Source organism: Haloarcula sp. CBA1122, assembly GCF_009741785.1.
Classification (GTDB): domain Archaea; phylum Halobacteriota; class Halobacteria; order Halobacteriales; family Haloarculaceae; genus Haloarcula; species Haloarcula hispanica.
This window is the reverse complement of the sequence record NZ_WPCB01000022.1, coordinates 1-21711: the sequence shown is the minus strand read 5'-3', so window position 1 is coordinate 21711 and position 21711 is coordinate 1. Positions and strand designations below refer to the sequence as shown.

The 21711-nt window shown below is 55.6% G+C and carries 19 protein-coding genes and 3 pseudogenes; 12 read left to right on the top strand and 10 right to left on the bottom strand.

Annotated features, from left to right (window positions below; translation table 11 throughout):
- Positions 1 to 96: 96 nt before the first annotated feature.
- Positions 97 to 537 (top strand): hypothetical protein, encoded by a 441-nt coding sequence (locus GJ630_RS10520; RefSeq protein WP_191449861.1) that lies wholly within the window; start codon positions 97 to 99, stop codon positions 535 to 537.
- A gap of 52 nt (positions 538 to 589) precedes the next feature.
- Positions 590 to 1693 carry a glycosyltransferase family 1 protein gene (locus tag GJ630_RS10515; protein WP_191449860.1) on the top strand — a complete coding sequence of 368 codons (1104 nt, stop codon included), beginning with the start codon at positions 590 to 592 and terminating at the stop codon, positions 1691 to 1693.
- 6 nt (positions 1694 to 1699) lie between these two features.
- On the opposite strand, the gene GJ630_RS10510 is transcribed toward GJ630_RS10515, so the two are convergent.
- Positions 1700 to 2632 carry a hypothetical protein gene (locus GJ630_RS10510; RefSeq protein WP_191449859.1) on the bottom strand — a complete coding sequence of 311 codons (933 nt, stop codon included), beginning with the start codon at positions 2630 to 2632 and terminating at the stop codon, positions 1700 to 1702.
- Positions 2633 to 2717: 85 nt separating this feature from the next.
- Between GJ630_RS10510 and GJ630_RS10505 the strand changes: the two genes are divergently transcribed.
- Positions 2718 to 3638 carry a glycosyltransferase family 2 protein gene (locus GJ630_RS10505; RefSeq protein WP_191449858.1) on the top strand — a complete coding sequence of 307 codons (921 nt, stop codon included), beginning with the start codon at positions 2718 to 2720 and terminating at the stop codon, positions 3636 to 3638.
- 239 nt (positions 3639 to 3877) lie between these two features.
- On the opposite strand, the gene GJ630_RS20565 is transcribed toward GJ630_RS10505, so the two are convergent.
- Together GJ630_RS20565 and GJ630_RS10495 are read right to left on the bottom strand one after the other, a co-directional pair.
- A complete protein-coding gene (locus GJ630_RS20565; protein ID WP_371727395.1) occupies positions 3878 to 4168 on the bottom strand; it encodes a class I SAM-dependent methyltransferase in 291 nt (96 codons plus the stop codon).
- Between the two features lie 328 nt (positions 4169 to 4496).
- Positions 4497 to 5510: a glycosyltransferase family 2 protein gene (locus GJ630_RS10495; protein ID WP_371727376.1), complete on the bottom strand. Its 1014-nt coding sequence runs from the start codon at positions 5508 to 5510 to the stop codon at positions 4497 to 4499.
- 217 nt (positions 5511 to 5727) lie between these two features.
- Between GJ630_RS10495 and GJ630_RS10490 the strand changes: the two genes are divergently transcribed.
- On the top strand, positions 5728 to 6072 hold the full coding sequence (locus GJ630_RS10490; protein ID WP_191449856.1) for a hypothetical protein: 345 nt from the start codon (positions 5728 to 5730) through the stop codon (positions 6070 to 6072).
- A gap of 15 nt (positions 6073 to 6087) precedes the next feature.
- Here the strand turns inward: GJ630_RS10490 and GJ630_RS19570 are convergent.
- From GJ630_RS19570 to GJ630_RS10475, 3 pseudogenes are all read right to left on the bottom strand, one after another.
- Positions 6088 to 6712: pseudogene (locus GJ630_RS19570) on the bottom strand (sugar phosphate nucleotidyltransferase).
- Between the two features lie 111 nt (positions 6713 to 6823).
- Positions 6824 to 7458: pseudogene (locus GJ630_RS10480) on the bottom strand (IS6 family transposase).
- Positions 7459 to 8084: 626 nt separating this feature from the next.
- Positions 8085 to 8917, bottom strand: a pseudogene (locus GJ630_RS10475) (cell division control protein Cdc6); the annotation flags it as partial.
- Positions 8918 to 9525: 608 nt separating this feature from the next.
- Between GJ630_RS10475 and GJ630_RS10470 the strand changes: the two are divergent.
- Positions 9526 to 10725 (top strand): orc1/cdc6 family replication initiation protein, encoded by a 1200-nt coding sequence (locus GJ630_RS10470; RefSeq protein WP_008311520.1) that lies wholly within the window; start codon positions 9526 to 9528, stop codon positions 10723 to 10725.
- A gap of 201 nt (positions 10726 to 10926) precedes the next feature.
- Here GJ630_RS10470 and GJ630_RS10465 read toward each other — a convergent pair whose 3' ends face one another.
- From GJ630_RS10465 to GJ630_RS10450, 4 genes are all read right to left on the bottom strand, one after another.
- Positions 10927 to 11184 (bottom strand): hypothetical protein, encoded by a 258-nt coding sequence (locus GJ630_RS10465; protein WP_152418468.1) that lies wholly within the window; start codon positions 11182 to 11184, stop codon positions 10927 to 10929.
- Between the two features lie 149 nt (positions 11185 to 11333).
- Positions 11334 to 11447 (bottom strand): hypothetical protein, encoded by a 114-nt coding sequence (locus GJ630_RS20055; protein WP_008311521.1) that lies wholly within the window; start codon positions 11445 to 11447, stop codon positions 11334 to 11336.
- A 414-nt stretch (positions 11448 to 11861) separates the two neighbouring features.
- Complete coding sequence (locus tag GJ630_RS10455; protein ID WP_191449855.1) at positions 11862 to 12308, bottom strand: hypothetical protein; 447 nt, start codon at positions 12306 to 12308, stop codon at positions 11862 to 11864.
- A 49-nt stretch (positions 12309 to 12357) separates the two neighbouring features.
- Positions 12358 to 13773 carry a DUF4330 family protein gene (locus GJ630_RS10450; protein WP_191449854.1) on the bottom strand — a complete coding sequence of 472 codons (1416 nt, stop codon included), beginning with the start codon at positions 13771 to 13773 and terminating at the stop codon, positions 12358 to 12360.
- Between the two features lie 874 nt (positions 13774 to 14647).
- Between GJ630_RS10450 and GJ630_RS10445 the strand changes: the two genes are divergently transcribed.
- From GJ630_RS10445 to phoU, 7 genes are all read left to right on the top strand, one after another.
- Positions 14648 to 15406, top strand: a complete 759-nt coding sequence (locus GJ630_RS10445; protein WP_129755361.1) for a helix-turn-helix domain-containing protein — start codon at positions 14648 to 14650, stop codon at positions 15404 to 15406.
- Between the two features lie 108 nt (positions 15407 to 15514).
- Positions 15515 to 17218 (top strand): hypothetical protein, encoded by a 1704-nt coding sequence (locus tag GJ630_RS10440; protein WP_191449853.1) that lies wholly within the window; start codon positions 15515 to 15517, stop codon positions 17216 to 17218.
- Positions 17219 to 17703: 485 nt separating this feature from the next.
- Positions 17704 to 18417 carry a hypothetical protein gene (locus tag GJ630_RS10435; protein ID WP_050007171.1) on the top strand — a complete coding sequence of 238 codons (714 nt, stop codon included), beginning with the start codon at positions 17704 to 17706 and terminating at the stop codon, positions 18415 to 18417.
- 396 nt (positions 18418 to 18813) lie between these two features.
- Entirely contained in the window at positions 18814 to 18942 is a 129-nt protein-coding gene (locus GJ630_RS20335) for a hypothetical protein (protein WP_255355535.1), read from the top strand.
- A gap of 159 nt (positions 18943 to 19101) precedes the next feature.
- Positions 19102 to 20433, top strand: coding sequence for a Trk system potassium transporter TrkA (gene trkA, locus GJ630_RS10430; RefSeq protein ID WP_050036800.1), 1332 nt, complete (start codon positions 19102 to 19104; stop codon positions 20431 to 20433).
- A 57-nt stretch (positions 20434 to 20490) separates the two neighbouring features.
- On the top strand, positions 20491 to 20802 hold the full coding sequence (locus tag GJ630_RS10425; protein WP_151103595.1) for a hypothetical protein: 312 nt from the start codon (positions 20491 to 20493) through the stop codon (positions 20800 to 20802).
- A gap of 126 nt (positions 20803 to 20928) precedes the next feature.
- Positions 20929 to 21609: a phosphate signaling complex protein PhoU gene (gene phoU / locus GJ630_RS10420; protein ID WP_050036799.1), complete on the top strand. Its 681-nt coding sequence runs from the start codon at positions 20929 to 20931 to the stop codon at positions 21607 to 21609.
- The last annotated feature ends 102 nt before the right edge of the window (positions 21610 to 21711 follow it).

The following is a 21711-nucleotide window of genomic DNA, read 5'->3' as shown; positions in this document are numbered from 1 at the left end:
TGGGCCGCAGGCGTGTCACTATTCGTCGCATACCAATATGCTGGGCGTCGTTTCGTGATCGTACTCTTATGTAGCGGGCTAACTCTGAGTGCGTACATGATTGCGGCAATAGTCGGTATGGTTCCTGATATCTTGGGAGTTGGTGAACTGTTCTTGTACGATCGTCTTGACTACTGGGCGGCTTCAATTCGTGCACTGGACGGTCACGAACTGTTCGGAATCGGATTCGGGGGACGATCGGCAGCAAATGTGCCATCAAACCTGCACAACGGCTACATATTCGTTCTTCTGACTCGTGGAATTATCGGACTGGCGGCACAGATAACTTTGCTGGGTCTAGCGTACCGACATTCTATATTTAACCTGACCGACTTGACGGCTGCTACATCTTTATCGATGCTCACGATGGTGCTCGTTGTCACATTCTTTGAGTCGGTCATCCTCTTTGGGTTTGGAGGACTTCCAGTACTGGCGACACTCGTTGTAGGGTTCGCTATCCAGCCAAAACCGATCCGAAATAGTACCAATCGTGGCTAAGCCGTCGTTCTCGGTGTTTTTATAAACACTCAAATATACTGTCGAATAAGAAATGAAAGTCGGTATCGTGACGGCGCCGCTTGATTTTGGACCTTCCGGACCCGGTGTTTATTTACAAAACTTATGTCTGCAACTCACCGAACTTGATGGAGTCGATCTACATTGCATCCACTACCGTGAATCAGAGAACCCTATCTATGATCGAGCTACGGAAGTCCGCCTCTCTCGGACTATTGGCCAGTTCGAATGGGAGATCTCGAAACTGAACCTAGACGTCCTCCATTACAATTATGTGCCTTGGAAACGTCCATTAGTGTTCGGACTTGACGTTACCCACGTTATCACTATTCACGGCGATCTACCGTTCGTGCTGCCAGAGTTCGCACCGTGGCACCGACGATACATCGATGTCCCGATTCAAAAACTGTACAGCAAGATTGGACTACTTGACCAGGTCGATACGTTTGTGGCCGTCTCTGAGACAGTTGCGTCGAACTTCGCATCGGCGCTTGATATTCCTGCTTCGAAGTTTAGAACAGTCTACTCAGGGGTCGACAAACAATTCAAGCCTATCGACGGCGCTGCATCGACGGTCGCCTCGAAGTTCGATATCTGTCCCCCCTATCTTCTGAATGTGAACAACTACATGGAAAAGAAAAACCGTGAGACACTCCTGCGATCTTTTGTTGAAATACGTGAACAGTGGCCTGATCTGAATCTGGTCCTTGCCGGTGGTAGTTGGGAAGAGTCAGCCATCCCGTCGCTGATCAACCGGTTGGGTCTTGATGACTGTGTCGTTGACCTAGGGTTCGTAGCGAACGAGGACCTACCATTGCTGTACAGCGGTGCGACAGCGTTTATTAATCCAACACTTCACGAAACGTTCGGGTTCACAAATCTTGAAGCCATGGCATGTGGTTGCCCAGTGGTCACCTCCAACCGGTTCGCTGTACCAGAAATCGTTGGCAACGGCGCCAAGTTGGTGTCTGATCCGCTTTGTCCAGATGCTGTGGCGACAGCAACAAATGAACTCCTAACCGACGAAACGGCACGAACCGCACTCGCCGAACGTGGTCGCAAGCAAGCGAACAAGTACTCTTGGGAACGCACTGCTGAGGAGGTACTGGACGTGTACCGCGAGACCCTCTCTCAGTGAATTGGATCAACTCCGGTAGCCCAATTGCTGTAGCCGATCGCTTACGTCACTGGCTATATCAGTGGTTGCGACGTGGTCCTCTGCGACAATCTCCCGTCTCTCATCGCTCCCAACCACTAGCCATGGAACCGACACGAGTTCTTCAGTGAAGATGCTGTGAGGGTGGCCCCACTCGCGAATTGGGATCGGAAACGACCGCTCACCGAACATATTTCCGTGGTCGGCGGTAACAACAGATCGTCCTTGGAGTGATTTGATGAGTCTCTCGACGTGCGGGAGTGTCTGTTTTAGCGTTTCGGTGTAGAGATTCCACAACTCGTTCGCTTCGATATCAAGTTCACCATATAACTTGCGATACCAGAGATTCTCTTCATCTTCCTCTGACTCCAAATGGCCCTTATCGAACGTCACGTCAGTCGTGAGAAACGGGTAGTGTGGTTGAATATAATGGACGATGAGCCGCTTGTCGTCATACTCTTCGGCAGCTTGAACCGCGTACTCTGTGGTCGTCTCCGGCCGAACAGTTCCGAGTTCGTCGTCCCAACCGGCCTGATCCCAGACGTTGATAATCTCATGGAGATTCGGTTCGATTTCATCCCAGTGACGATACAGTTGTGGGTTTGCAGTGACATATACCGTGTCGCGCAGGTCCTTGTCACTGAAGTTTGATGTGAGAAAACCAACTGTTTCCGAGGCTTTGGATTCCCGTTGTTCGAGGTGCCCTGGTAATGAGTGTATCTCGTCGAAGATATCGTATCGACACGCATCGAGCAGGAGCAAATTATCCCAGTCTTCGTCAAATATTTCAATACCCCTATTATTGTATGGTTTGGTTTTCAGCTGAGTAAAATAGTACCTGTTCAGTTCTCGGAGAATAAGCCTTGGATGTTTAATTCCGGACTTGAGTTGTGAGAGACGGTACACGGTCCTATCAATCATTGTTGAATGCGTGATGCGCCATATAAATTCGTTGTGACCGAAGTTCCGGACTCTATCGCATACATTTATATATCCGTCGCGGCAGATGAGTACTGTGACCGATCCACGGGTTTCGGTGCTAATTTCCACGAGTGACAGACCGGAAACCCTAGAGCGCTGTCTTCGGAGTGTTCTTTCACAGACTTACGAGAACTTCGAGGTGCTCGTACTGGACAATTCTCCGCATCTTGATAGCTGTATTCAATTGGATGACGAATTTTCCGACGATCGTCTCCAATGTACTCATATTGACGAATCTCGCGGAGTAGCGGGGAGTAGAAACTGGCTGATGAACGAAGCGAACGGTGATGTATATATCGTCATTGACGACGACGCTAAGTTCGAATCCGATGACGCAGTGGAGAACATCGTGGCTGGGTTTCACGACGATGTGGGAATTCAAGCCTTCAAAATCGTTGACCATCCAGATAATGAATCGGATCACATTCTCGCACCAGTCCCACAGTCACAGGCGGATAAGATCGATTTTGATGAGTCATTCAAAGCTTCATACTACGTCGGTGGCGGACACGCGATCAAACGAGAAGTCATTGAGCAGTGCGGGTACTACAACGATGATTTGATGTATGGTCATGAAGAACTCGACCTCTCGTATCGTACCATTGAGTCTGGATTCAAGATTGAGTACAACCCCGAAATCGTGGTACATCACTATCCCGAACCACCAGTCATCAATACCAATACTGTCGGAAGGCCAGAATTCTACTATGAACTACGAAATAGACTCTATCTCGGATATAGATACCTCCCTCTGAAATACCTCGTTTCGTATTTTTTGGTCTGGATTGGATACTATGCGTTCGTCTCGATGAAGTCCTTCTCACCTGATGAGTTCATCAGTGCACTCGTGGATGGCATCCGATTCTGTACTGACGTTGATCGGGACCCGATAAGTTCGTCGGCAGAACGGTACCTAAAACACAACCATGGCAGGCTGTGGTACTGATATTTTCTAGCCGACTGCTGATTCTGCACATCCCATCGATATCTACATCATTTTACTTGCTTGGTACTGGTTTCGGCAATTTTCCAACCCCCGTGAGAATCAAGATGAATCGTGGCCTATACAGCTACAAGTGGCTCCTCCAGTTCGTATATTTTCTGGTCAGGCGCGTAGGTATATCCAAAGGGAGATAGTTGGCAAGAACCGGAATCGATTCGATATTAAACAGTGGCCTTCAAGCGCTACATCCTCGAAATGGTCAGAGAAAATAAGTGCGAATTCAGTAGGATCAAACGGCTGTTCGCCATGAGTATGTTTCGACGGGCAACTGCTGGCGGATTGTACCGACTAGGTTGATAAAACAATAGCATTCCATTAGCAGTCAGCACCCGCCGAATCTCTTCAAGAGCTATGACTCGCCAGTTCGGGAGATGATGTAAAACCGAGTGCGAAATGACCACGTCAAACGAATCCGACGAGAACGGCAATTCTTCGGCATCTGCTCGGGTAAACGTTACTTGTTCGTTTTCGATACTGCTGGCCGCTTCACTTATTCAAGTAGCCGACAGTTCCATTCCAACTATGCGACTCGCATTCTCTCAGACACTCAATTGTACGTTGTGACTCCTTCCACAGCCAAGAACAGTACACGGCTGTCATTGACGTATTCATGAAGCAACTGATCGAAACTCCGTTTTGGTCCTGTATCTAACAGCTGCTGAAAATGCGCGTCGTCCCCAAAACTACCGTAGGACGGCCGAGTGTCGTCCTCACTGTCGTATACTTCTATTTCAATGTGTTTCGCGTCTTCATCAATTTCCCTAAAACTGTATGGCGAGTCCAAAGTACGTATCGGATACTCTATTCGGCTCGATCGGTCGTCTCCCATGTTATTACGGGCCCATTGCGGAGAAACTCGGCTAACCCGTAAACCATTCCGATATTCGAGACGACGAAGTAGTGCGGTACGTGTAGTATGAGCGGTGCATTGATATCGAATTCTTCGAAGAACCATCCCGTAGCCGCGAGCATATAAAAGAAAAGTTGGCCCCCAAACAGTACTGGATAGACCACTGAGTCCGCGAGCCAGATTAACAGACCTGATGAAACTAGTGCCACGGTCAGAAAGAGGGGAGACAACCAGCGCAGTACCTTGTGTGAGAGCAATTGAAAAGCAAACTTCGGCTGGCGGATCGGATTCAATAAATCGAGATTATCGAAAAGTGAGTTCCAAGATCGAGAGATAATTCGAACACGCCGCGACAGTTCTCCCGACAAATCTTCCTCGGTATGTTCGCGTGCTATTGCATCTGGTTCGTATTTCACTGTCTCTCCATCACGGACGACCGCCAACGGTTCGGCAAAATCGCTGATCGCATCAGCAGGCAACGGAACGTACGACTCTCGACGCACGGCATAAATTGCACCATTTCCACCCACCAGCGAATGAAAATCTGACTCCAATCGTTTTACTATCCGCTCGTAGCGCCAGTAGACTGACTCACCCTCCACTGCACCGCCCTCGTATCGAAGCTCACCGACTACACAGCCTGTTCCCTCATCAAAACGTTCGACCAGTCGCTTGATCGCATTCCGGTCGTACATACTGTTGGCATCCGAAAACACGATGAAATCAGTCTTGATGGTGTCGACAACCTCGTTTTGACAGACTGTCTTCCCAACGCGACCTTCGATCCGTATCAACTCGACACCCTCGTCCGCGTACGACTGAACGATTTCATCCGTGCAATCACTTGACTCGTCGGAAAAGACGACGATATCCAGTTTTGAGCCCGGATAGTCCAGCTGGAGACTGTTCTCGATTTTTGCCCCAATAATATCTTCCTCGTTATACGCCGCTACAATCAGTGTCACCGATGGCAGCGAACGATTCTCTACTGGTTGATCCGACGAAATCGTGTTAACTAGAAATAGCTCTGCTGGATATAAAATGTATGTCTGTAGCAGTGCTCCAATCGAAACAAGGAGAAAAGCACCGAGTGCTATCGTAAATATAGACATTCGGTACCTATTGTTGTTCAGTCATCATCGGAGGGTTGCCATTGACCAGCGACGAGCCAGGACAACTCGTTTGACTGTTACGAACCGCGTTCAGCGTGCAGTTAACAACGGACTCACCGTATCTACGGGAAATCTCAGGGCTGGGACGTCTGCCTGCCTGTTCAGTTTGGCGATGTACGTAATCGACCTCTGTGACAAGGTCGTCGTCCCGAACGTACCCCTCAACGAGGCGATAAAATCTGTCGTCCTCGTCGGCGGGGTTTCGGCAGATCTCGTCAGTATATTCTTTGATTCGAGTGTCAGAGAAAGAGTCAAAATCTGCTATCGTGGCAACATCTTGCCCGTCAGCGATGAATCGTTTGGCGAAATGGCCGGTCATAAATTCGGTACCGGTGGTGACGAGTATTCGCATTAATGGATCCAAACCAGGCTACAATAAAAGGGCTACTGGATTCGCATCACTCGGGATAAGCGTCGGCTTCGACCATTGATTCCCCGCTCGTTTCGTCGGTATCCACGTCGCCTTCTTCGAGGAGTTCCTCGACCGGTCCCGATACTTGGGATAGCCAACATTGACGCGCCAGCCATTCATTCGGCTGGTATCTATCGTCCGAACGGAGTGCAGGAGCAGGTCGACGGCGTAGCTGATTTCGTACTTACCACGGTCGGATGGCTAGACCAAATGATAGGGGTGGAAGATCGCTGGCAAAAACGTATAGAAGCCGGTCATTACGGGATTCGACAGGGGTTCGTCGGGTTTCTCACCGACGTCGACGATATCGCCGTACTTTTTGCTATCACAGATGCCGTAGCGACTCGCCTCGTCCCACGCCTCCCCGAGAAAGGCGGCGTCAGTGCGGTCCTGTGTTGGTGATTCAGCACGTTTAGGAGATTTGCTTGGGAGATGTTGTCGCCGTAGAACTTGATGATGGCCACCTTCTTGTAGCCGACGAAGACATAGAGTTCGTCAGCACCGAGGTCGGCCAACTGCTCGAAACAGTGAGTCAGGATTGGTTTTTCAGCGACATCGACTACCTTTGTTTGTACTCGGTCAATGGACGGAACCGGGTTCACTCACCGGGGACGAGTACGACAGCTTCATGAGAAAAACAGTGGTCAGACCAACAATAAAAGGGCTCGGCGTCAATCCAGTATAGAGCCATTGTTCAGATTAGTTGATTGAAGACGAAGGCGAAGGTTTGGAGCCATGTTTCTGCGGAGTCAGCAGTTGTGTGGCGGAAATGCGTGGCGAACTGCTCGGTGCGGCGTATGAGTTCTTTGAACAGCCGTTCGACAGCATTCCGATACCCATGTGTGACATGCTGAAATCGGAGTGAAAGCTCAAACAATGCCGCCTGCAGACAAGGTGCGCCATCAACAAGAAACAGGTCGTCGGCAATATCGTGTTTCTTGGCCAGTTCCTGCAGGAATTGCTTCGTGATGACAATCGTTCGTGTCGGAAACAGCCTCACATGGAGAATTCGTCGGAATCCGAATCAATAGCGGTGTACAGCCAAAACCGCTGGTCGTTGAGTTGAATCACAGTCTCGTCAACCGCAACGTGATTCGGGTTCTTCCCGCTGACTGGCTCTAGGCCGGCTTTCTGCACCCAATTATGAACGGTGCTTCGACAGCGATCGACACCCAGACCAGCTAAGACAGAGAGGGTATTCGACAATGACAATTCTGCTGCATGCAACTGGATACCCAGCTTCATCACAGGCACGGGTGTCGCCTCTCACTCCACAAAATCTAATTCGAAGCCGCTTCTACATTTACTGAGGCACTCGATTTCGGGCATGGACACCTAGAAATCAAGTGGCCTCGTTCTTCAGACCTTATCTAAACAGTACCCTCTGCTGTGTTAACAGAATTATCACGGTGTAACGATGATGCGCCAGATGTTCGGATAGAACTGCCAAATGTCTATACTTCTTTATTTTATCAACTACTAATAAGCCGTTATTTTGTCTCCAATTTTCTTCACTACAGGGTTATCGGCATGACCCATGTCGCCACGGTCCGAATGTGATGGCAATCCCTTCTTCACGACGCCCGGACTGAGCCGTATTGGATCGTGAGCAAGCTACTTCTAGGCGGCTATGGGTGCGCGATTGCGGCTAAGATCTTGAGGAGCGATGTGTGCTCTGTGCCGTGAACGCTCGCCTCGCAGACTGAAATAACTTTGTCGGTGAGATCGCCGAACCGATTCTAGGGGCAGGTATCATGGCGTCCGTATCGACGAGATAGGCCAGGAGACGCCCCAATCCAGCGTCCCCGTGCTGCCATGTGCGCCCTTGGAGAGAACTCTCTCGACGCTGCCGGCCCCTATGAACTCGCCCAGAAAGAGAGTCGATTTCGTGTGCTTTTCGGCTCGCATCCACTTGGGAGCAGTTCGGTGAGAGTGAGAGTCCGTTTCGTATGCTTTCACTCGCTATGTATGGCCATTTCTGTCCGGGCCTCCAAGACGATTTTCGGGTCGAGATCAAGTTCGTACTCGTAATACTGTCCACTACTCAGTCCCTTGATCGTGGCGACAGAGAAACCCAAGCATATGGAGGTCCGAAAGGTGATCCTGAATGCTCTTCAGGGTAGACAGCGGCGAGGCGGCGTGTGAGTCGGCGACTTGCTCGTACGTTTGTTGGAGCTCTTTCGACCGTGCCGGGACCTCATCCTGGGTCTGCAAGTTCGCAATCGCTTCTAAGATGTACTGTGCGTGTTCGGTTTGGTCCCGGATCTTGTTCTCCAGCCGACCGCGCTGTACCTGCTCCCGTGCGGCCTCAATATGATCGTCCATGACAGACGTCTCACCGTTCCGTTCGGCTAGCTCTGCTCCGACACGGAGCAGATCGAGCGCCTGCCGTGCGTTCCCCATATCTTGTGCGGCCAGCGCGGCCGCATTTGCGATCGCCGATAGGTCACATGCCTCATCCACGAAGGCTCGTTCCGCTCGGTGCTCCAGAATCGTTCGCAGTTCCCCAGCATCGTACGGGCTGAAGGAAATCTCGGTTTCCATCAACGTATCCTTGACCTTCGGCGATAGCGTTCGCCGAAACGTGTAGTCATTGCTGATCCCGATCACCCCGACCTTCGCGTCCGTGATGTGACCGTTTGCTCGTGCGCGTGGTAGCTCTGTACAGCAGCGTATTCGCATCTTCCAGGTGGTCGATTTCGTCGAACACGACAAGGTACGTTCCGCCGATGCGATCGAACTGTCTGTATAGCTTGTCGAACGGGTCTCCAGTCCCGAGGCCCTGCTGTGCAGGTTCTCACCAACTTTTTTCATGAGCCCCTTCAGCCGGCTATCGAAGCGGTCGCCGAGTCGGCACTTCTGACCCGAGGCAGGGACGACTGTATCTGGGTCGGAGGTGGGCCGCAGAACACCTGAAGCTATCTGCGACGACTTCGGCGATACCATCTGATCCAGGGTGAGAGAGTACGTTTCGTCTGTCTCGACTCTTCCGGTGTAATCCTCGGAGGAAGTCCATAGCCCGTCTCTTGACGACCCCGCTCCAGTGTGCTGACCATTGATGAACCTCCTCGGAGTCACATGGTTCGCGATGTCTTGTCAGCCCAAAAGAACCCGTCTTTCAGACAATCGTGAAGCACTCAGCCTGCTCTGTCTGGAAAGAGCCGCCCTCGGAACGGGAGAGAGTACGTTTCGTTTGTCTTCGACTGCGACGCTGGGTACTCCACGGTACCACTCAGCCTCTCCTTCAGAGAGGAGATTTCGTTTGTCTCTTGACGCCCGACTATAGGCAGCAGTTCGATAGCTGAGGGGCGACCAATGACTAGTAATAGACCAAGACAAACGAGACAAACAAAAGCAGGTTTTATATATAATCGATAACTCATGGCAAATAGACATATGTCCGGACCGTTTAGCGACGTCGAACGCTCTCTCTTTACTGCAAAGGAGGTTCTCTCCGAAGACTACCAACCTGATCAGATCCTTGAGCGTGACGAGGAAATCGATGAGTATCGCCACGCGCTTGAGGACGTCCTCTTCGGCCGGACGCCACAGAACATCATGCTCTATGGGAGGGCGGGACTCGGGAAAACTGCGGTGACGACATACATGATGGAAGCGCTTCAAATTGAAGCCGAAGAGCGCCCCGACGCCGACGACCTGTTCGTCCACGAGTTGAACTGTAACGGAAAAACAGTCTACTCGGTTGTCCGAGCGCTCGTCAACGAACTGCTCCCGGAGACTGCGAGTGACTTCCCAAAACGAGGGCTCAGTACAGCCGATGCGTTTGAGGAACTGTACGCGCAACTCGACCGGCAAGGCGGGACACACCTTATCGTGTTCGATGAGATTGATCATCTCGGCGACGCCGACACGCTCCTGTACGAACTCCCCAGGGCACGCTCGATCGGCCACATCACGGAGTCGAAGATCGGCGTCATCGGGATCAGCAACAACTACAGATTTCGACAAGGTCTCTCGCCAAAGGTCAAAGACACCTTGATGGAAGCTGAGATTTCGTTCAGCCCGTACGACGCCAGTGAACTCCGAACAATACTCGCCAACCGCGCCGATCACGCGTTTGCCGACGGCGCCTGTGACGACTCAGCGGTCGCGCGAGCAGCAGCGATCGCGGCGAAAGACCGGGGAAACGCTCGACAAGCGATCGATCTCCTCAGGGTCGGTGGTGAGGTGGCGAAAAAGCAGGAGGCTGATAGCGTTGACGATTCGCATATCGTTGCGGCCCAGGAACTCGTTCAACGCGGTCGGTTGCGAAATCGGATCCGCGATCAGACCCAGCACGCCCAGCTACTTCTCGAAACGCTCGCGTATCTCGAGCAACAGGAGGAGACACTGGCCCGTTCGAAGACGATCAAGACCCGATACGAGCGCGTCGCGGACTCACACGCCGTGGAACCGCTCACGACGCTCAAGAGTATTCAAAACCATCTCTCGGACCTCCATATGCTCGGATTTCTCCATCGAACCGATCGGAATCGTGGCGAGAGCGGCGGCCGGTACTACGAGTATGGCCTCGATCTCGATCCCGAGATCGTCCTCGACATCAGAGCCGAGATCGAAGCGGAACGCGCCCCGTGAGACCTCGGCGCGAAGACAGACGAAACGTCCTCTCTCATTTCCGGTTTCGTTTTCTCACACTCCCTGATCGCGGCGGAGATATCGAAAGCAAATCTGGTGAGAGTCGCACTGTCTGGGCACCCTCCAAGACAGACGAAACGAGGTGTGTCTCTTCCACCTGCTTCTATATGCAGAACTACGCCGCTATCGCTGCCGACTACGTCACTGTCCACCCACGCTGGTCTGCCACCACAGGTCCGTCACCACCGCACGGCCGACGGGCCGCCAGTGACAGCCCGTCCATTCTTCCTCATGCCGGTCCCACCCAGGTCCGTCCGGGCGCGGGTCGAACTGCAACCGTCGCCACACCCCACTGCGGTCTCTATACCGAATCTCAAGCGATTCGCCGGTCGATGCATGGTCAGTTGCTGTGCCGTCTGTGCCCGGGTCGTCACCGAGCGTACATTCGTTTTCAGACATGGTTCGTGACACCAGGAAGATTTTCCATGCGCCGCTCCGCCACGCGGCTGAATACCGTCCGAATATTCTATCTGTATCCGATAAACGGTCAGTACGGTTCGTACACAAGCCGCTTGTGGTCATAGTCCTGTTATAGAATCAGAGTAGTCTCAGAACCTGTAGCGGTCGTGGGCTTCGTCAATCGGGAGCATTTCGAGCACACGAACCTCTGTCTCATCTTCTGCAATCGTATAGAAGGCTGTGTACGTCCGGGAGATATGCATCCGGTAACGGCCTCGGCGGCCGTCGATAGGCAGTTTTTCTTTATCCTCCCGACCCTGACCAGAATACGGTTTGCGGCGAGATATCCGAGTTTCTCTTTGCAAATACGTGTCGTCTTATCGTCGGCGGCTTCGAGGAAGACGGCCAGAGTAAGCGCTCGGTCGTCTGGTTCGACGAACTGGTCATCACTCTCCCGCTTGATCCAGAGGCTGGCGACACGGACACAGCCGCGCCGTGAACCCGCGGTTCAACTCATGCGGTAACGCGGAATTTCCTTGCCCAGGGACCGAGCGAAGCGAGTGTGTAGCGAGGGGAAAATGCGTTCGTATAGGCTACGAGCATCATTCGTAATCGTAACTAAACGTCGCAACTGTGGCAGGCGACGTGGATCGGGCGGAAAGAGAGATTCTGGAAAGTCAGGACGGTTCGTCTTCGTCAGGCTCCGGATCATCCGCTACGGTGCGTTCTCGTTCCGGAGGCTCCGGTGGTGCCAAGACCGAGACTGCGAGTTCGTAGCCACGCGTCTCGGCAAGCGGATCGAACACCTCCTCACTAAGCCGTTCAAACACTCGGCTCGCGGCAGACTCCACACGCGACTGATTCCAAGCGTCTTCAATATGTGGAATAAGCGTATCCAGCAGCGTAAGAAACGGACCGACAGTGTACGTCTCTCGAAGATCGATAACGATGATGTCTGGATCAGGTTCCTTCGTGAGCCAGCGATAGCAATACGATTCCTGAACGAACTCACTTACACGAGTGCCGATCGCTCGCCCGGCGCTGATGACCTGTGACCCGTCGCTAATCGCGCTGATTTTCTCTCCGACAGCGTCAGGGTTTAGCGACCCGGATTCCTCGGACATCCGATTACATACTGGTTTGAGTGATCTACCATACCGTTTATGATGTTGTTCAGAGCCCAACACTCACGACCGTCGCTTCAATAGTGATTGTCCCCAGATTGATCACAACTGTCGAGCCCTGCTGGAGAGACTCGCCTTTGAACTGGACACCGCTTGTCGACTCGCGGACCCGGAGTTCAGTCGTGATAGTGATATCACGCAAGTACGGATGATCAGCGACGTTTACCGTGCCGTTATCGCCCGTCGTAATGATGACAGATGGCTCGGTGTTGACGCGGCTGACGCGAGCGATTGTTTCGCCACCACTGGTCTCGGTCATGCCGGGTTCGATCGCATCCGCCATGTCCGCACGCATGTCGGTCATCCGCAGGGTTACCGTCCGATTGGTGAGCGTTCCACGCGGTTCGAGTGCGCCAACACGTTCGATGGTGCCGGAGAGCGCGTAGCTTTCGGTCGAAATAGTGATGTTGTTCCCACGCTGGACGGCGGCGCTACCGAACTGCTGACGACCGGCGTTTTCCAGAGTGGCCAACGAGAGCCCAACGAGCACGCGTTTGCGGTCGGGGTTCTGGGTCGCGTACGTGGTAACCGTTCGTACTTCGGCTGCCTCGTACCCGGCGACGGTAGTGACGTCGCCGGCAGCGATACGGCCAGCCGTTTCTGCATCGACGGTTGTTTCCAGGAGCACATCAGTAGTCGTTGGCTGGAGGCCGCTATCCACCTTTTCAATGCGACCGTCAAAGGTGTAGTCTTCGGCCGGGAGCGTGACCGTCTGCCCGCGCCGCATCTGTGTGCCGCCGAACCGACGGTCAGACTGCTGTCTGTGTGTGTCGAGTTCTGCTTCGACGAAGACGGTCTGTTCGGTTGAATTCTCGGTTGTGTATGCAGCTACGTCTTCGATAGTCGCAACAGTGCGTCCGCTGAGTCGGATCTCATCACCGGGGGTGACGTCTCGCGCTTCGGCGGTGGCCATGGTGTCTCTGAGAACCACCGTCGTGTCTTCCTGAGTGAAAATGTTGTCACCACCCACTGCACGAATCTGGCCGTCTACTTCGTATCGACTCGTCGCGATGGTTAGCGGTCGCCCGAGGCGCGGGGGCGCATTCGCATATGTGAGACTGTCCCCGTCAGGCGGTCCCTGAAGCGTAGCGCGTAAGATGACACGTGTCTGGTTGCCCTGCGGTGTCAGATGGACGTCTGTGATCGTGAGCTGTGAATTACCGCTTGGACTGTACGTATCTCCCTCGGTGATTTCTGAGACGATGTATGAGGGTTGTGTCCCGAGATCGAGGGTGACGTTGGTAGTATTTGGATCAGGTGGCTCTGGCTCCGGTTGGAGGACAAGTGCGGCGCCTGCCACAACGACCGCAATGACGAGCAGGACGGCCAGTGCATCGACGACGTTGACGAGGCCGAAGAGGTTTCCATCCTCGTCGAGGAGGGCCGGCGAACGACTATCTGCCATACTGTAGGCATTTTTTCGGAGTGGTTTGGCTGTTTCGTTGTACTACTATGACTGTGCACCTCTCAATTTGCACTTCTCTAAGTAATTCCAGTCCGTCAGTAAAGATACCGTTCTGACTGATTCCTCATCTCCCGGGCCGAGTGTAGTTAGTCGTCACAATCATTCAGGTCTCGCTCCAACTGAACTATGGAGACCCCACAACGAGTGAAATCTCAATCGGTTCTATACCTCGTACGACTCTAAGCTCGTGCCACAGTCCGGACACTCACCGTCAGTGATCGTTACCTGCGCGTCACATGCAGGACAGTAGTCGCGGTAACACGCTGGGTCGCCCATAATCGTCTATACATTCCAATGGATTGAGAACGTTGCCCCGACTGCGGCCAGTCAACGCAGCGAAGTTGCAAGTATAGCAACCGGCAACCACTGCTCGACTGCACCGACCCCTCCGTTTCGTATGACTTGCAAGGGTGGAATAGACCAGCTGAGACCGACAAACCGACCGAACACCGTCCTTTGCCAATCTGCGGGTGTCCACCCCACGTCAACACCACCGGAACAAGGTGAAAGACCGCTGTCGTATCTGACTAGATCGGTGGATGACCCAGCCGGCGTATGCCGTATCTGATCGGCCAATATGGCTGATTTCGTGGGACAGCACCCTACTCGAAGCCAGTCCGGAACCACCGTGAAGTAGGACTTATTTCATTCAGTTTGAGTTGTCCCAGCGAAACCTGCTATTGGAAGATACTGTTCTGTCTCGACAGGTGGTCAAACACCGGACCCACAGAGTGGCTATTAGTATAGTCTCTTTATTGTCAGACACTATCTATATAGTGATAATGTCCTTGTGCCCGATTCGATTGGTGTCTACATGCGCAACACCGGCGACCAGGGATCGGCAACCGAGGCAGACCAGCCAGTCGATGGTGCTGGACACGGGCCGGCAAGCCCATCGGAGACGGATGGGACACCACGGGAGAACAGCCTCGGTGTCGATCTGTGTCTGAGTCATCCGGAGCTGGTTCTGACGGAGGCAGTCGAGAGCACGCCGGACATAACAGTCCGTCCGGAACAGATGGTCGACGACGGGACGTCGAGCTTTCTGGTGATAGAAGCCGTCGGTGAGGGCCTTGACCAGTTCGAAGCAGAACTGGAGAGGGATAGTACGGTATACGAGCCTGTCGTGTTAGACTGGACGGAGACGAACCGCGTCTATCGGGTTAGGGTGGCCGACAGCGCCATCCGACTCACGCCCTCGCTCGTCCGAGCCGGTGGACGGGTGCTCGACATCGAAGGGACGGGTGGACAGTGGCAGGTACAGGCGCAGTTTCGGTCGCGAGCGGCACTGTCGCAGTTCCGATCTGAGTGCTCTGAACGGAGTATCACGTTTAGACTTGATCGACTGTACTGGACCTCTGGGGAGGCAAACGCCGGCGTATGCGGACTGACCGCAGACCAGCAAGTCGCGCTCGAGACGGCACACAGAGAGGGGTACTTCGACGTGCCCCGTGGCATCTCACAGGCTGAGCTGGCGGACAAACTCGACATTTCGCCATCGGCGATGTCACAGCGGATTCGGCGGGGGATGGATCAGGTCGTTGGGTCGGAGCTCGGGTTATCCGATGAGTAAGTAGTTGGGACGCAGCCGAAACCATCATTGAATTATCAGGTGTGTCTAGAAGTGACAAGGAGACTATGTGCCAAAAAGGATATTGTCCCGCTGTGACACTCGTACTGTATGAGACACCGGATCGTGAGCGGGATCTGCGCTTTACTCCTCCTCTTGACAGTCGCGTCTGTCTCCGTAGGTGTCGCTACCGCAGCGGACGCCGGGCAGTATGCTGAATACACAGCGGCGGGCAACGAAACAGCGCCGGCGATACAGTCGGCCGAGCCCACACAGGCTGCTGCGGACGGGCCGAACGGAACCGCGTTCGTCTGGGAACGGATAGACGGCGAGCGGGTCAGCGGGTATCGGATCGCAGTGACTGTCAGTTCGCCGCAGGAAAACCTCTCAGTCTGTGCGCGTGCGAACGGGTCGTCGGCCTGTACGCCGGTCGGCCCGAACGGAACCGCAGCCCTCACAACCCCCGGAACGGCGGGGCTCGATGATCTCTCTATCTCGCTCTCCAACACGAGCTCTAACACCACGCTAGATCGGCAGTCGGTGTCTCTACAGCCGATTCAGCGTGCCGGTGATATTGACGACGACGGGCTCAACAACAGCAACGAGGTCTCTCAGGGGGCAAATATCACTGATGCTGACACTGACGGCGACGGGCTGACGGACGGTGCGGAAGTCCACCAGCACGGGACGGACCCAGCGGCCGAAGACACTGACGAAGACGGTGTCGCCGACAGGACTGAGCTTCAACAGGGTACCGACCCGCGACAGAGCGACACGGACGGCGACGGGCTGTCGGACGAGCGCGAACTGTCACTTGGGACGAATCCGACCGTCGCCGATACTGACGGCGATGGGCTGTCCGACCAGCGAGAGGCGTCCGGCAAGACCGACCCGACCGACGCAGACACGGACGACGACGGTGTTCTCGACGGTCGGGAGCTGGAGATTGGCACGAACCCAGTACAGGCTGACACTGACGCCGATGAGGTCGCCGACGGGCGAGAGCTGGCCATAGGCACGGACCCGACAGTCGCAGACACTGACGGAGATGGGGTAACAGACGGGACAGAACTCGAAACGGGCACCGCACCTACCGAGAGCGATACGGACGATGACGGCCTCGACGACGGAAAGGAACTGGCGGCTGGCACGTCCCCGACCACCGCTGATACCGACGGCGATGGTCTCAGCGACGGGCGCGAGGTTTCGGACCTCGGAACGGACCCGCTCGCGGCCGATTCGGACGGTGACTTCCTGACCGATCGCCAGGAAGTCGCCTGGGGAACGAATCCGAACAGCATGCTGACGCCAGTCTGGGTGACGAGTTCGCTTCTTGGGTTCCTCATTGGGATCGGGGTGGCAATCGCGGCGATCAGGCGTGGCTGGGTCACGGAGCTTTCCGTGGCGGCCAGACTGTACATCTATCGCCGCCTCGAACTGGACCGAGAGATTATCGAGGTCAACCGTGAAATCGAGGCGACGGACAGGGTGGCCGAAGCTGACCGTGCAGACATCGACGCGGACACCGCGGCTGAAGCCTTCGAGCAAGCCGACTGGGAACTCACCCCTGACGCGCGGCTCGTGAAACTGATGCTGCAAGTCGAGAACGGCCGTATGCACCAGACCGACATCGTCGAGGCGACGGACTGGTCGAAAGCGAAGGTCAGCCGCCTCCTTTCGCGGATGGTCGACGACGACGAGGTCGTCAAGATCCGTCTCGGCAGGGAGAACCTCATCTGTCTGGAGCGGGCGAAACCCGCAGCCGCGAACTCGCCACACGCAGGCGATATCAAGCCACCGACGCCCGGCGGATAAACTGGCTCACGGCTCGGATAGCCGGGTCGATAGTGGCATCACTGTTCACTACCGGCGTTTTTCGGGTGTGTCTCCGCCAAGTGAAACTATTCGCCACTGTCACGACAGTCGCAACTGAAGCCACACCGATAGCCGACAGACACATAGAAACGATAACTTTCGCCCTCTGACCCTTCTATGGCCGACAAACGGCAGAATTAGCCCGGGAAACAACGCCTACCGCAACTGCACATATGTGTATTTGTAGACATTATTTACCGTCGTAGTGATGAAACAATTTAGTATGCTGTGTGAAACAGCCGTGGAACAGAGTTCTTGACCCGAAACCCCCCGCAAATAGGTGTAGGCACTTCAGAACGTTATTTTATCGCACGTTGGCTCCGGGTAAGTCGGCCATTATCGACCCGTTAAATCGGTGAAACAGTCGCAATCGGCGGAACAGTCGACCCGGTATATGTCGGTTGCTGGAAAAGGAACGAGCGAACATGTCCATAGCTGAAACGACTTCCGACCCCACGACAACTGAGGCCGAGGAGTCCGCGACAGAGGAGTCGTCGTCTTCGGAGTCCACATCGAGCGACGAACTCACCCGCGACGACCTCTTCCACGTCCTCCAGTGTCGTCGCCGCCGCTTAGTCCTCAAGTACCTCCACGAACACCCCGGCGACGAGCCGGCCGATATGAGCGATATCGCAGAACACATCGCGGCGCTGGAACACGACACGACAGTCGACTCGCTCCGCTCGAAACAGCGCCAGCGCGTCTACATCGCGCTGTACCAGTCCCACCTCCCGAAGATGGACGACGCGGGCGTCATCAACTACAATCAGGACCGCGGACTCGTCGAAGCGACCGCACTCGCGGACTCCTTCGACGGGTATCTCGACGAGGAACCATCGCTCCTGTCGACGCCGGACGCGGAGTCGACGCCGTCGACTGAGTCCGTCATCGATCACGACCGGACAGGTGCTCACACCTCGGCCGATGAGCGGTGGTCAGGTCGGTATCTCGGGACCGCGTGTGCCACACTGATTACGGTCGGCGGACTCGCACTTAGCGGGGTCACAGTGCCGGGCATCGCCGTCGCGCTCGTCGTGAGCGTGGTGTTTGTAGCACTGGCGGTGAGCCATCGGCTCTCACTGTCGGCACCACAGTCACTTGCTGACCGTCTGCGGGCCGCTCTCGATACGGAGAAATAAGCTACGTACTGGAGAGATGCGTGACACAGTGGCACATCCGGAGGCGGATAACGCTTGCTGCCGACAGTCAGATCTAGTGCAGTCCATCTTCTCGTACTCGCGTCCACAGCCACGTCTACAAATAGTCACTAAGCTGCCAGCGTGACGGTGAGTGGCAGTCACGCCGACTAGCGACGGGAGAGTAGTCACCTGCTACTAAGCGAACGGTCCGCCAAGTGTCCGCTACGCGTTGGCCAGAATCTTGGACAAGATCTGTGTAGCTATCGCGTCACAGTCGCCGAGGTCGGTTCGACGAACAGACCGACGCGAGCGACCGACAGAAGTACGTGTCTACCGGCCAGGTAGCGGGCGTAAAGAAGCATATAATCAAACGGTGGGGCGACAGATGAAGTGTGTATGACCGACTACGCCAGTATGCGAAAGGCTATCGAAGAGACGAAAGAGTCGTTCGATGCAGTCGAACGGTTCCAGCGTCGGTCAGCCCTCTGTCCCTGGTTAGACGTGCCGCTCCGAGATGAGCCGTAAGTGGCTCGAAGGCTGCATCTTCACCGATAGATCAGCACTCGTTCATCGCCGGGTTCGATAGCCCGGCCGCCCCGATGGAGTTGGCCTGCCAGCCGGATGAAAATACACTTCACCTATCGGTGGAAAGCTGATGCACATGTATCAGGCGGAGGCACAGCCGTGTATATCGTAATCGTCGGTGCGGGCGAGGTCGGTTCGAACATCGCCGAGAGCCTCGCCGAAAGCCACGAAGTCGCCGTTGTGGATATCGACCCTGACCGTGTGGAGGCCCTGATGTACGAGGCTGACGTGCTCGGCGTCGAAGGAGATGGCGCGGAACTCGACACGCTCGCAGAGGCCGGTATCGAGAAAGCCGACGTACTCATCGCCAGTACCGACGACGACGAGACGAACATCGTCACCTGCGGGACGGCGGTAACGGCCGCCGACCCGTTCACGATTTCCCGCGTCAAGAGCGCGAAGTTCCTCCGGACTTGGGAGAAGTCCGGTGGCGCCTTCGGCGTGGACCACATGGTTGCGACGAACCTGCTCACCGCGGAGAACATCGCTCGCGTCATCGGGCTCCCCGGCGCGCGTGACGTGGAAACGTTTGTCGACGGGCAGGTCCAGATGGGGGAGTTCGAGGTTCGTGAGTCTAGTCCAATCACGAACCTGACCGTCGCGGAGGCTGACCGCTACGAATCCCTGACCTTCGCTGCCGTATTGCGTGACGACGAAGTCATCATCCCGCGTGGGGAGACAGTCATCAAAGCAGGCGACGATCTCGTCGTCATCGGCAGCTGCGAGAGCGTTCGCCAGTTCGCGACCGAGATCGCACCGGAGTCGGAGGCGACCCAGAACGTCCTCATCGTCGGGGGGAGTGATGTCGGCTATCACACCGCACGACTGCTCCAGGATCGCGGCATCAAGCCACGGCTCATCGAGCAAGACCACGACAGAGCGCGCGAACTCGCGGAGGACCTGCAGGGAACCACCGTGCTTGAGAGTGATGCAACGGATAGCGAGTTCCTCGAGCGCGAACACGTCTCAGACGCCGACGCCGTGGTTGCGACGCTCGACAGCGACGAAAAGAACCTCCTGGTGACGCTGCTGGCCAAGCGGCTCGGCGCGGAGCGAACCGTCGCCGTCGTCAACTCCGGCGAGTACGTCGACCTGTTCGAGGCCGTCGGCGTCGACGTGGCCGTCAATCCCCGCGAGACGACCGCCGAAGAGATTACGCGGTTCACCCGGGAGTACGACGCGACGAAGGTTGCTATCATCGAATCCGACCGCGCCGAGGTGCTGGAAATCGAGGTAGCCGCCGACAGCGTCCTCGCCGGGCGGCCGATTCAGGAATCGGTGCAGGAACTGCCGACCGGCGTGGTCATCGGGGCCATCAGCCGCGGCGGCGAACTGGTCATCCCCCGTGGTGACACCGTCATCGAACCCGGCGATCACGTCGTGGTGTTCGTCGACGCCGACTGCTTGGAAGCGGTCAACGACAAACTGTAGCCGCGCCGAGGCGGTCGCTCCCAAGGGACTAAGCCTGTCTCCCGCCTCAGCCAGTGTATGACTCCCGTTGCGGACCGTCTCGTGCTCTCGTTTGCCCCCAGCATCGCCGATGGGGACCCGTGGTCAGGCGTCGATACCGAGTGGATAGCCGACGAACTCCGCGGGGACACCTATCAACAGTACCTCCGACGCGCCCACGGCGGCCCAGTAGCTGTTGGCGATGAGTGGGACGAGTTCGTGAGCTGTGGCTGTGCAACGCCACAGGACGTGGTGTTGCGCGTCGAGCGCGTCGAGGGCGGGACAGCACTCGGCGACGCGACAACGCTGGAAATCCGTCCCCGTGACGACGCCGAGGCAGTGTCACAGTAGCCGGTTCTCGCTGTCGAGCATGCCTGTCCCTGCATAGCACGCCCGCTGCTACCGTCGCGCCGGTCGGTATCGGGAGATATTGGGAGAAGGGAAAGGCTGATGCATACCACTAGCACATTCCGGACTATGCCACGCGATTCCTATCAGGAGGGACTGAACTCGCTCCGCGAGGATGTCCTCTATATGTCAGAGATCGTCCTCGAGCGGCTCCGGCTTGGCCTGGATGCGCTCGAACAGAAAGACGAGGAGATGGCCCGGGAGGTCATCGAGGGTGACCACGAGATCAATCAGCTGTATCTCGACCTCGAACAGGACTGTATCGACCTGCTGGCGCTGCAACAGCCGGTCGCGTCCGACCTCCGCTTTATCGCCGCGTCGTTCAAGATCATCACCGACCTCGAACGTATCGGTGACCTCGCCACGAACCTCGGCGAGTACTCCTTGGAGGCCGAACGCGACGTGTACCCCGAGGTCGACATTCAGGAGGTCGCCGACGTGACCATCGAGATGGTCGAGAACGCCATGGAAGCCTACGGCGACGAGAGCGCCGACCAGTGCTACGCTATCGCCGACATCGACGACGAGGTGGACGAACGCTGTGAGGCCGCCTCCGAGACGGTCGTACGCGACCTCATCGAGCGTGAGATCGACGCCGACTCCAGCGAGGCCGAAATCGAGCAGTTGATGGCCGACGTATCCCGCCTGCTGCTGACGATTCGGGACATCGAGCGGGTCGGGGACCACGCTGTCAACATCGCCGCGCGGACGCTGTACATGGTCGAGAACGACGACGACCTCATCTACTGAGAGTCCCTTTTTACTTGCAGGGGGGTTTTCCCTTCGCTGCGGCGCTGCGGGAACCCCCTTTGCGAAAAAACTCTAACGCTAAAAAACGCCTCCGAAGTCGCG

Coding starts and splice junctions, on each gene's coding strand:
- GJ630_RS10445 (WP_129755361.1), top strand. CDS start 14,648: ATGCGCAACACCGGCGACCAGGGATCGGCAACCGAGGCAGACCAGCCA.
- GJ630_RS10455 (WP_191449855.1), bottom strand. CDS start 12,308: ATGTCCGAGGAATCCGGGTCGCTAAACCCTGACGCTGTCGGAGAGAAA.
- GJ630_RS10450 (WP_191449854.1), bottom strand. CDS start 13,773: ATGGCAGATAGTCGTTCGCCGGCCCTCCTCGACGAGGATGGAAACCTC.
- phoU (WP_050036799.1), top strand. CDS start 20,929: ATGCCACGCGATTCCTATCAGGAGGGACTGAACTCGCTCCGCGAGGAT.
- GJ630_RS10440 (WP_191449853.1), top strand. CDS start 15,515: ATGAGACACCGGATCGTGAGCGGGATCTGCGCTTTACTCCTCCTCTTG.
- GJ630_RS20335 (WP_255355535.1), top strand. CDS start 18,814: ATGACCGACTACGCCAGTATGCGAAAGGCTATCGAAGAGACGAAAGAG.
- GJ630_RS10425 (WP_151103595.1), top strand. CDS start 20,491: ATGACTCCCGTTGCGGACCGTCTCGTGCTCTCGTTTGCCCCCAGCATC.
- GJ630_RS10520 (WP_191449861.1), top strand. CDS start 97: ATGATTGCGGCAATAGTCGGTATGGTTCCTGATATCTTGGGAGTTGGT.
- GJ630_RS10515 (WP_191449860.1), top strand. CDS start 590: ATGAAAGTCGGTATCGTGACGGCGCCGCTTGATTTTGGACCTTCCGGA.
- GJ630_RS10505 (WP_191449858.1), top strand. CDS start 2,718: ATGAGTACTGTGACCGATCCACGGGTTTCGGTGCTAATTTCCACGAGT.
- GJ630_RS20055 (WP_008311521.1), bottom strand. CDS start 11,447: ATGCATATCTCCCGGACGTACACAGCCTTCTATACGATTGCAGAAGAT.
- GJ630_RS10470 (WP_008311520.1), top strand. CDS start 9,526: ATGTCCGGACCGTTTAGCGACGTCGAACGCTCTCTCTTTACTGCAAAG.
- GJ630_RS10510 (WP_191449859.1), bottom strand. CDS start 2,632: ATGATTGATAGGACCGTGTACCGTCTCTCACAACTCAAGTCCGGAATT.
- GJ630_RS10435 (WP_050007171.1), top strand. CDS start 17,704: ATGTCCATAGCTGAAACGACTTCCGACCCCACGACAACTGAGGCCGAG.
- GJ630_RS10465 (WP_152418468.1), bottom strand. CDS start 11,184: ATGTCTGAAAACGAATGTACGCTCGGTGACGACCCGGGCACAGACGGC.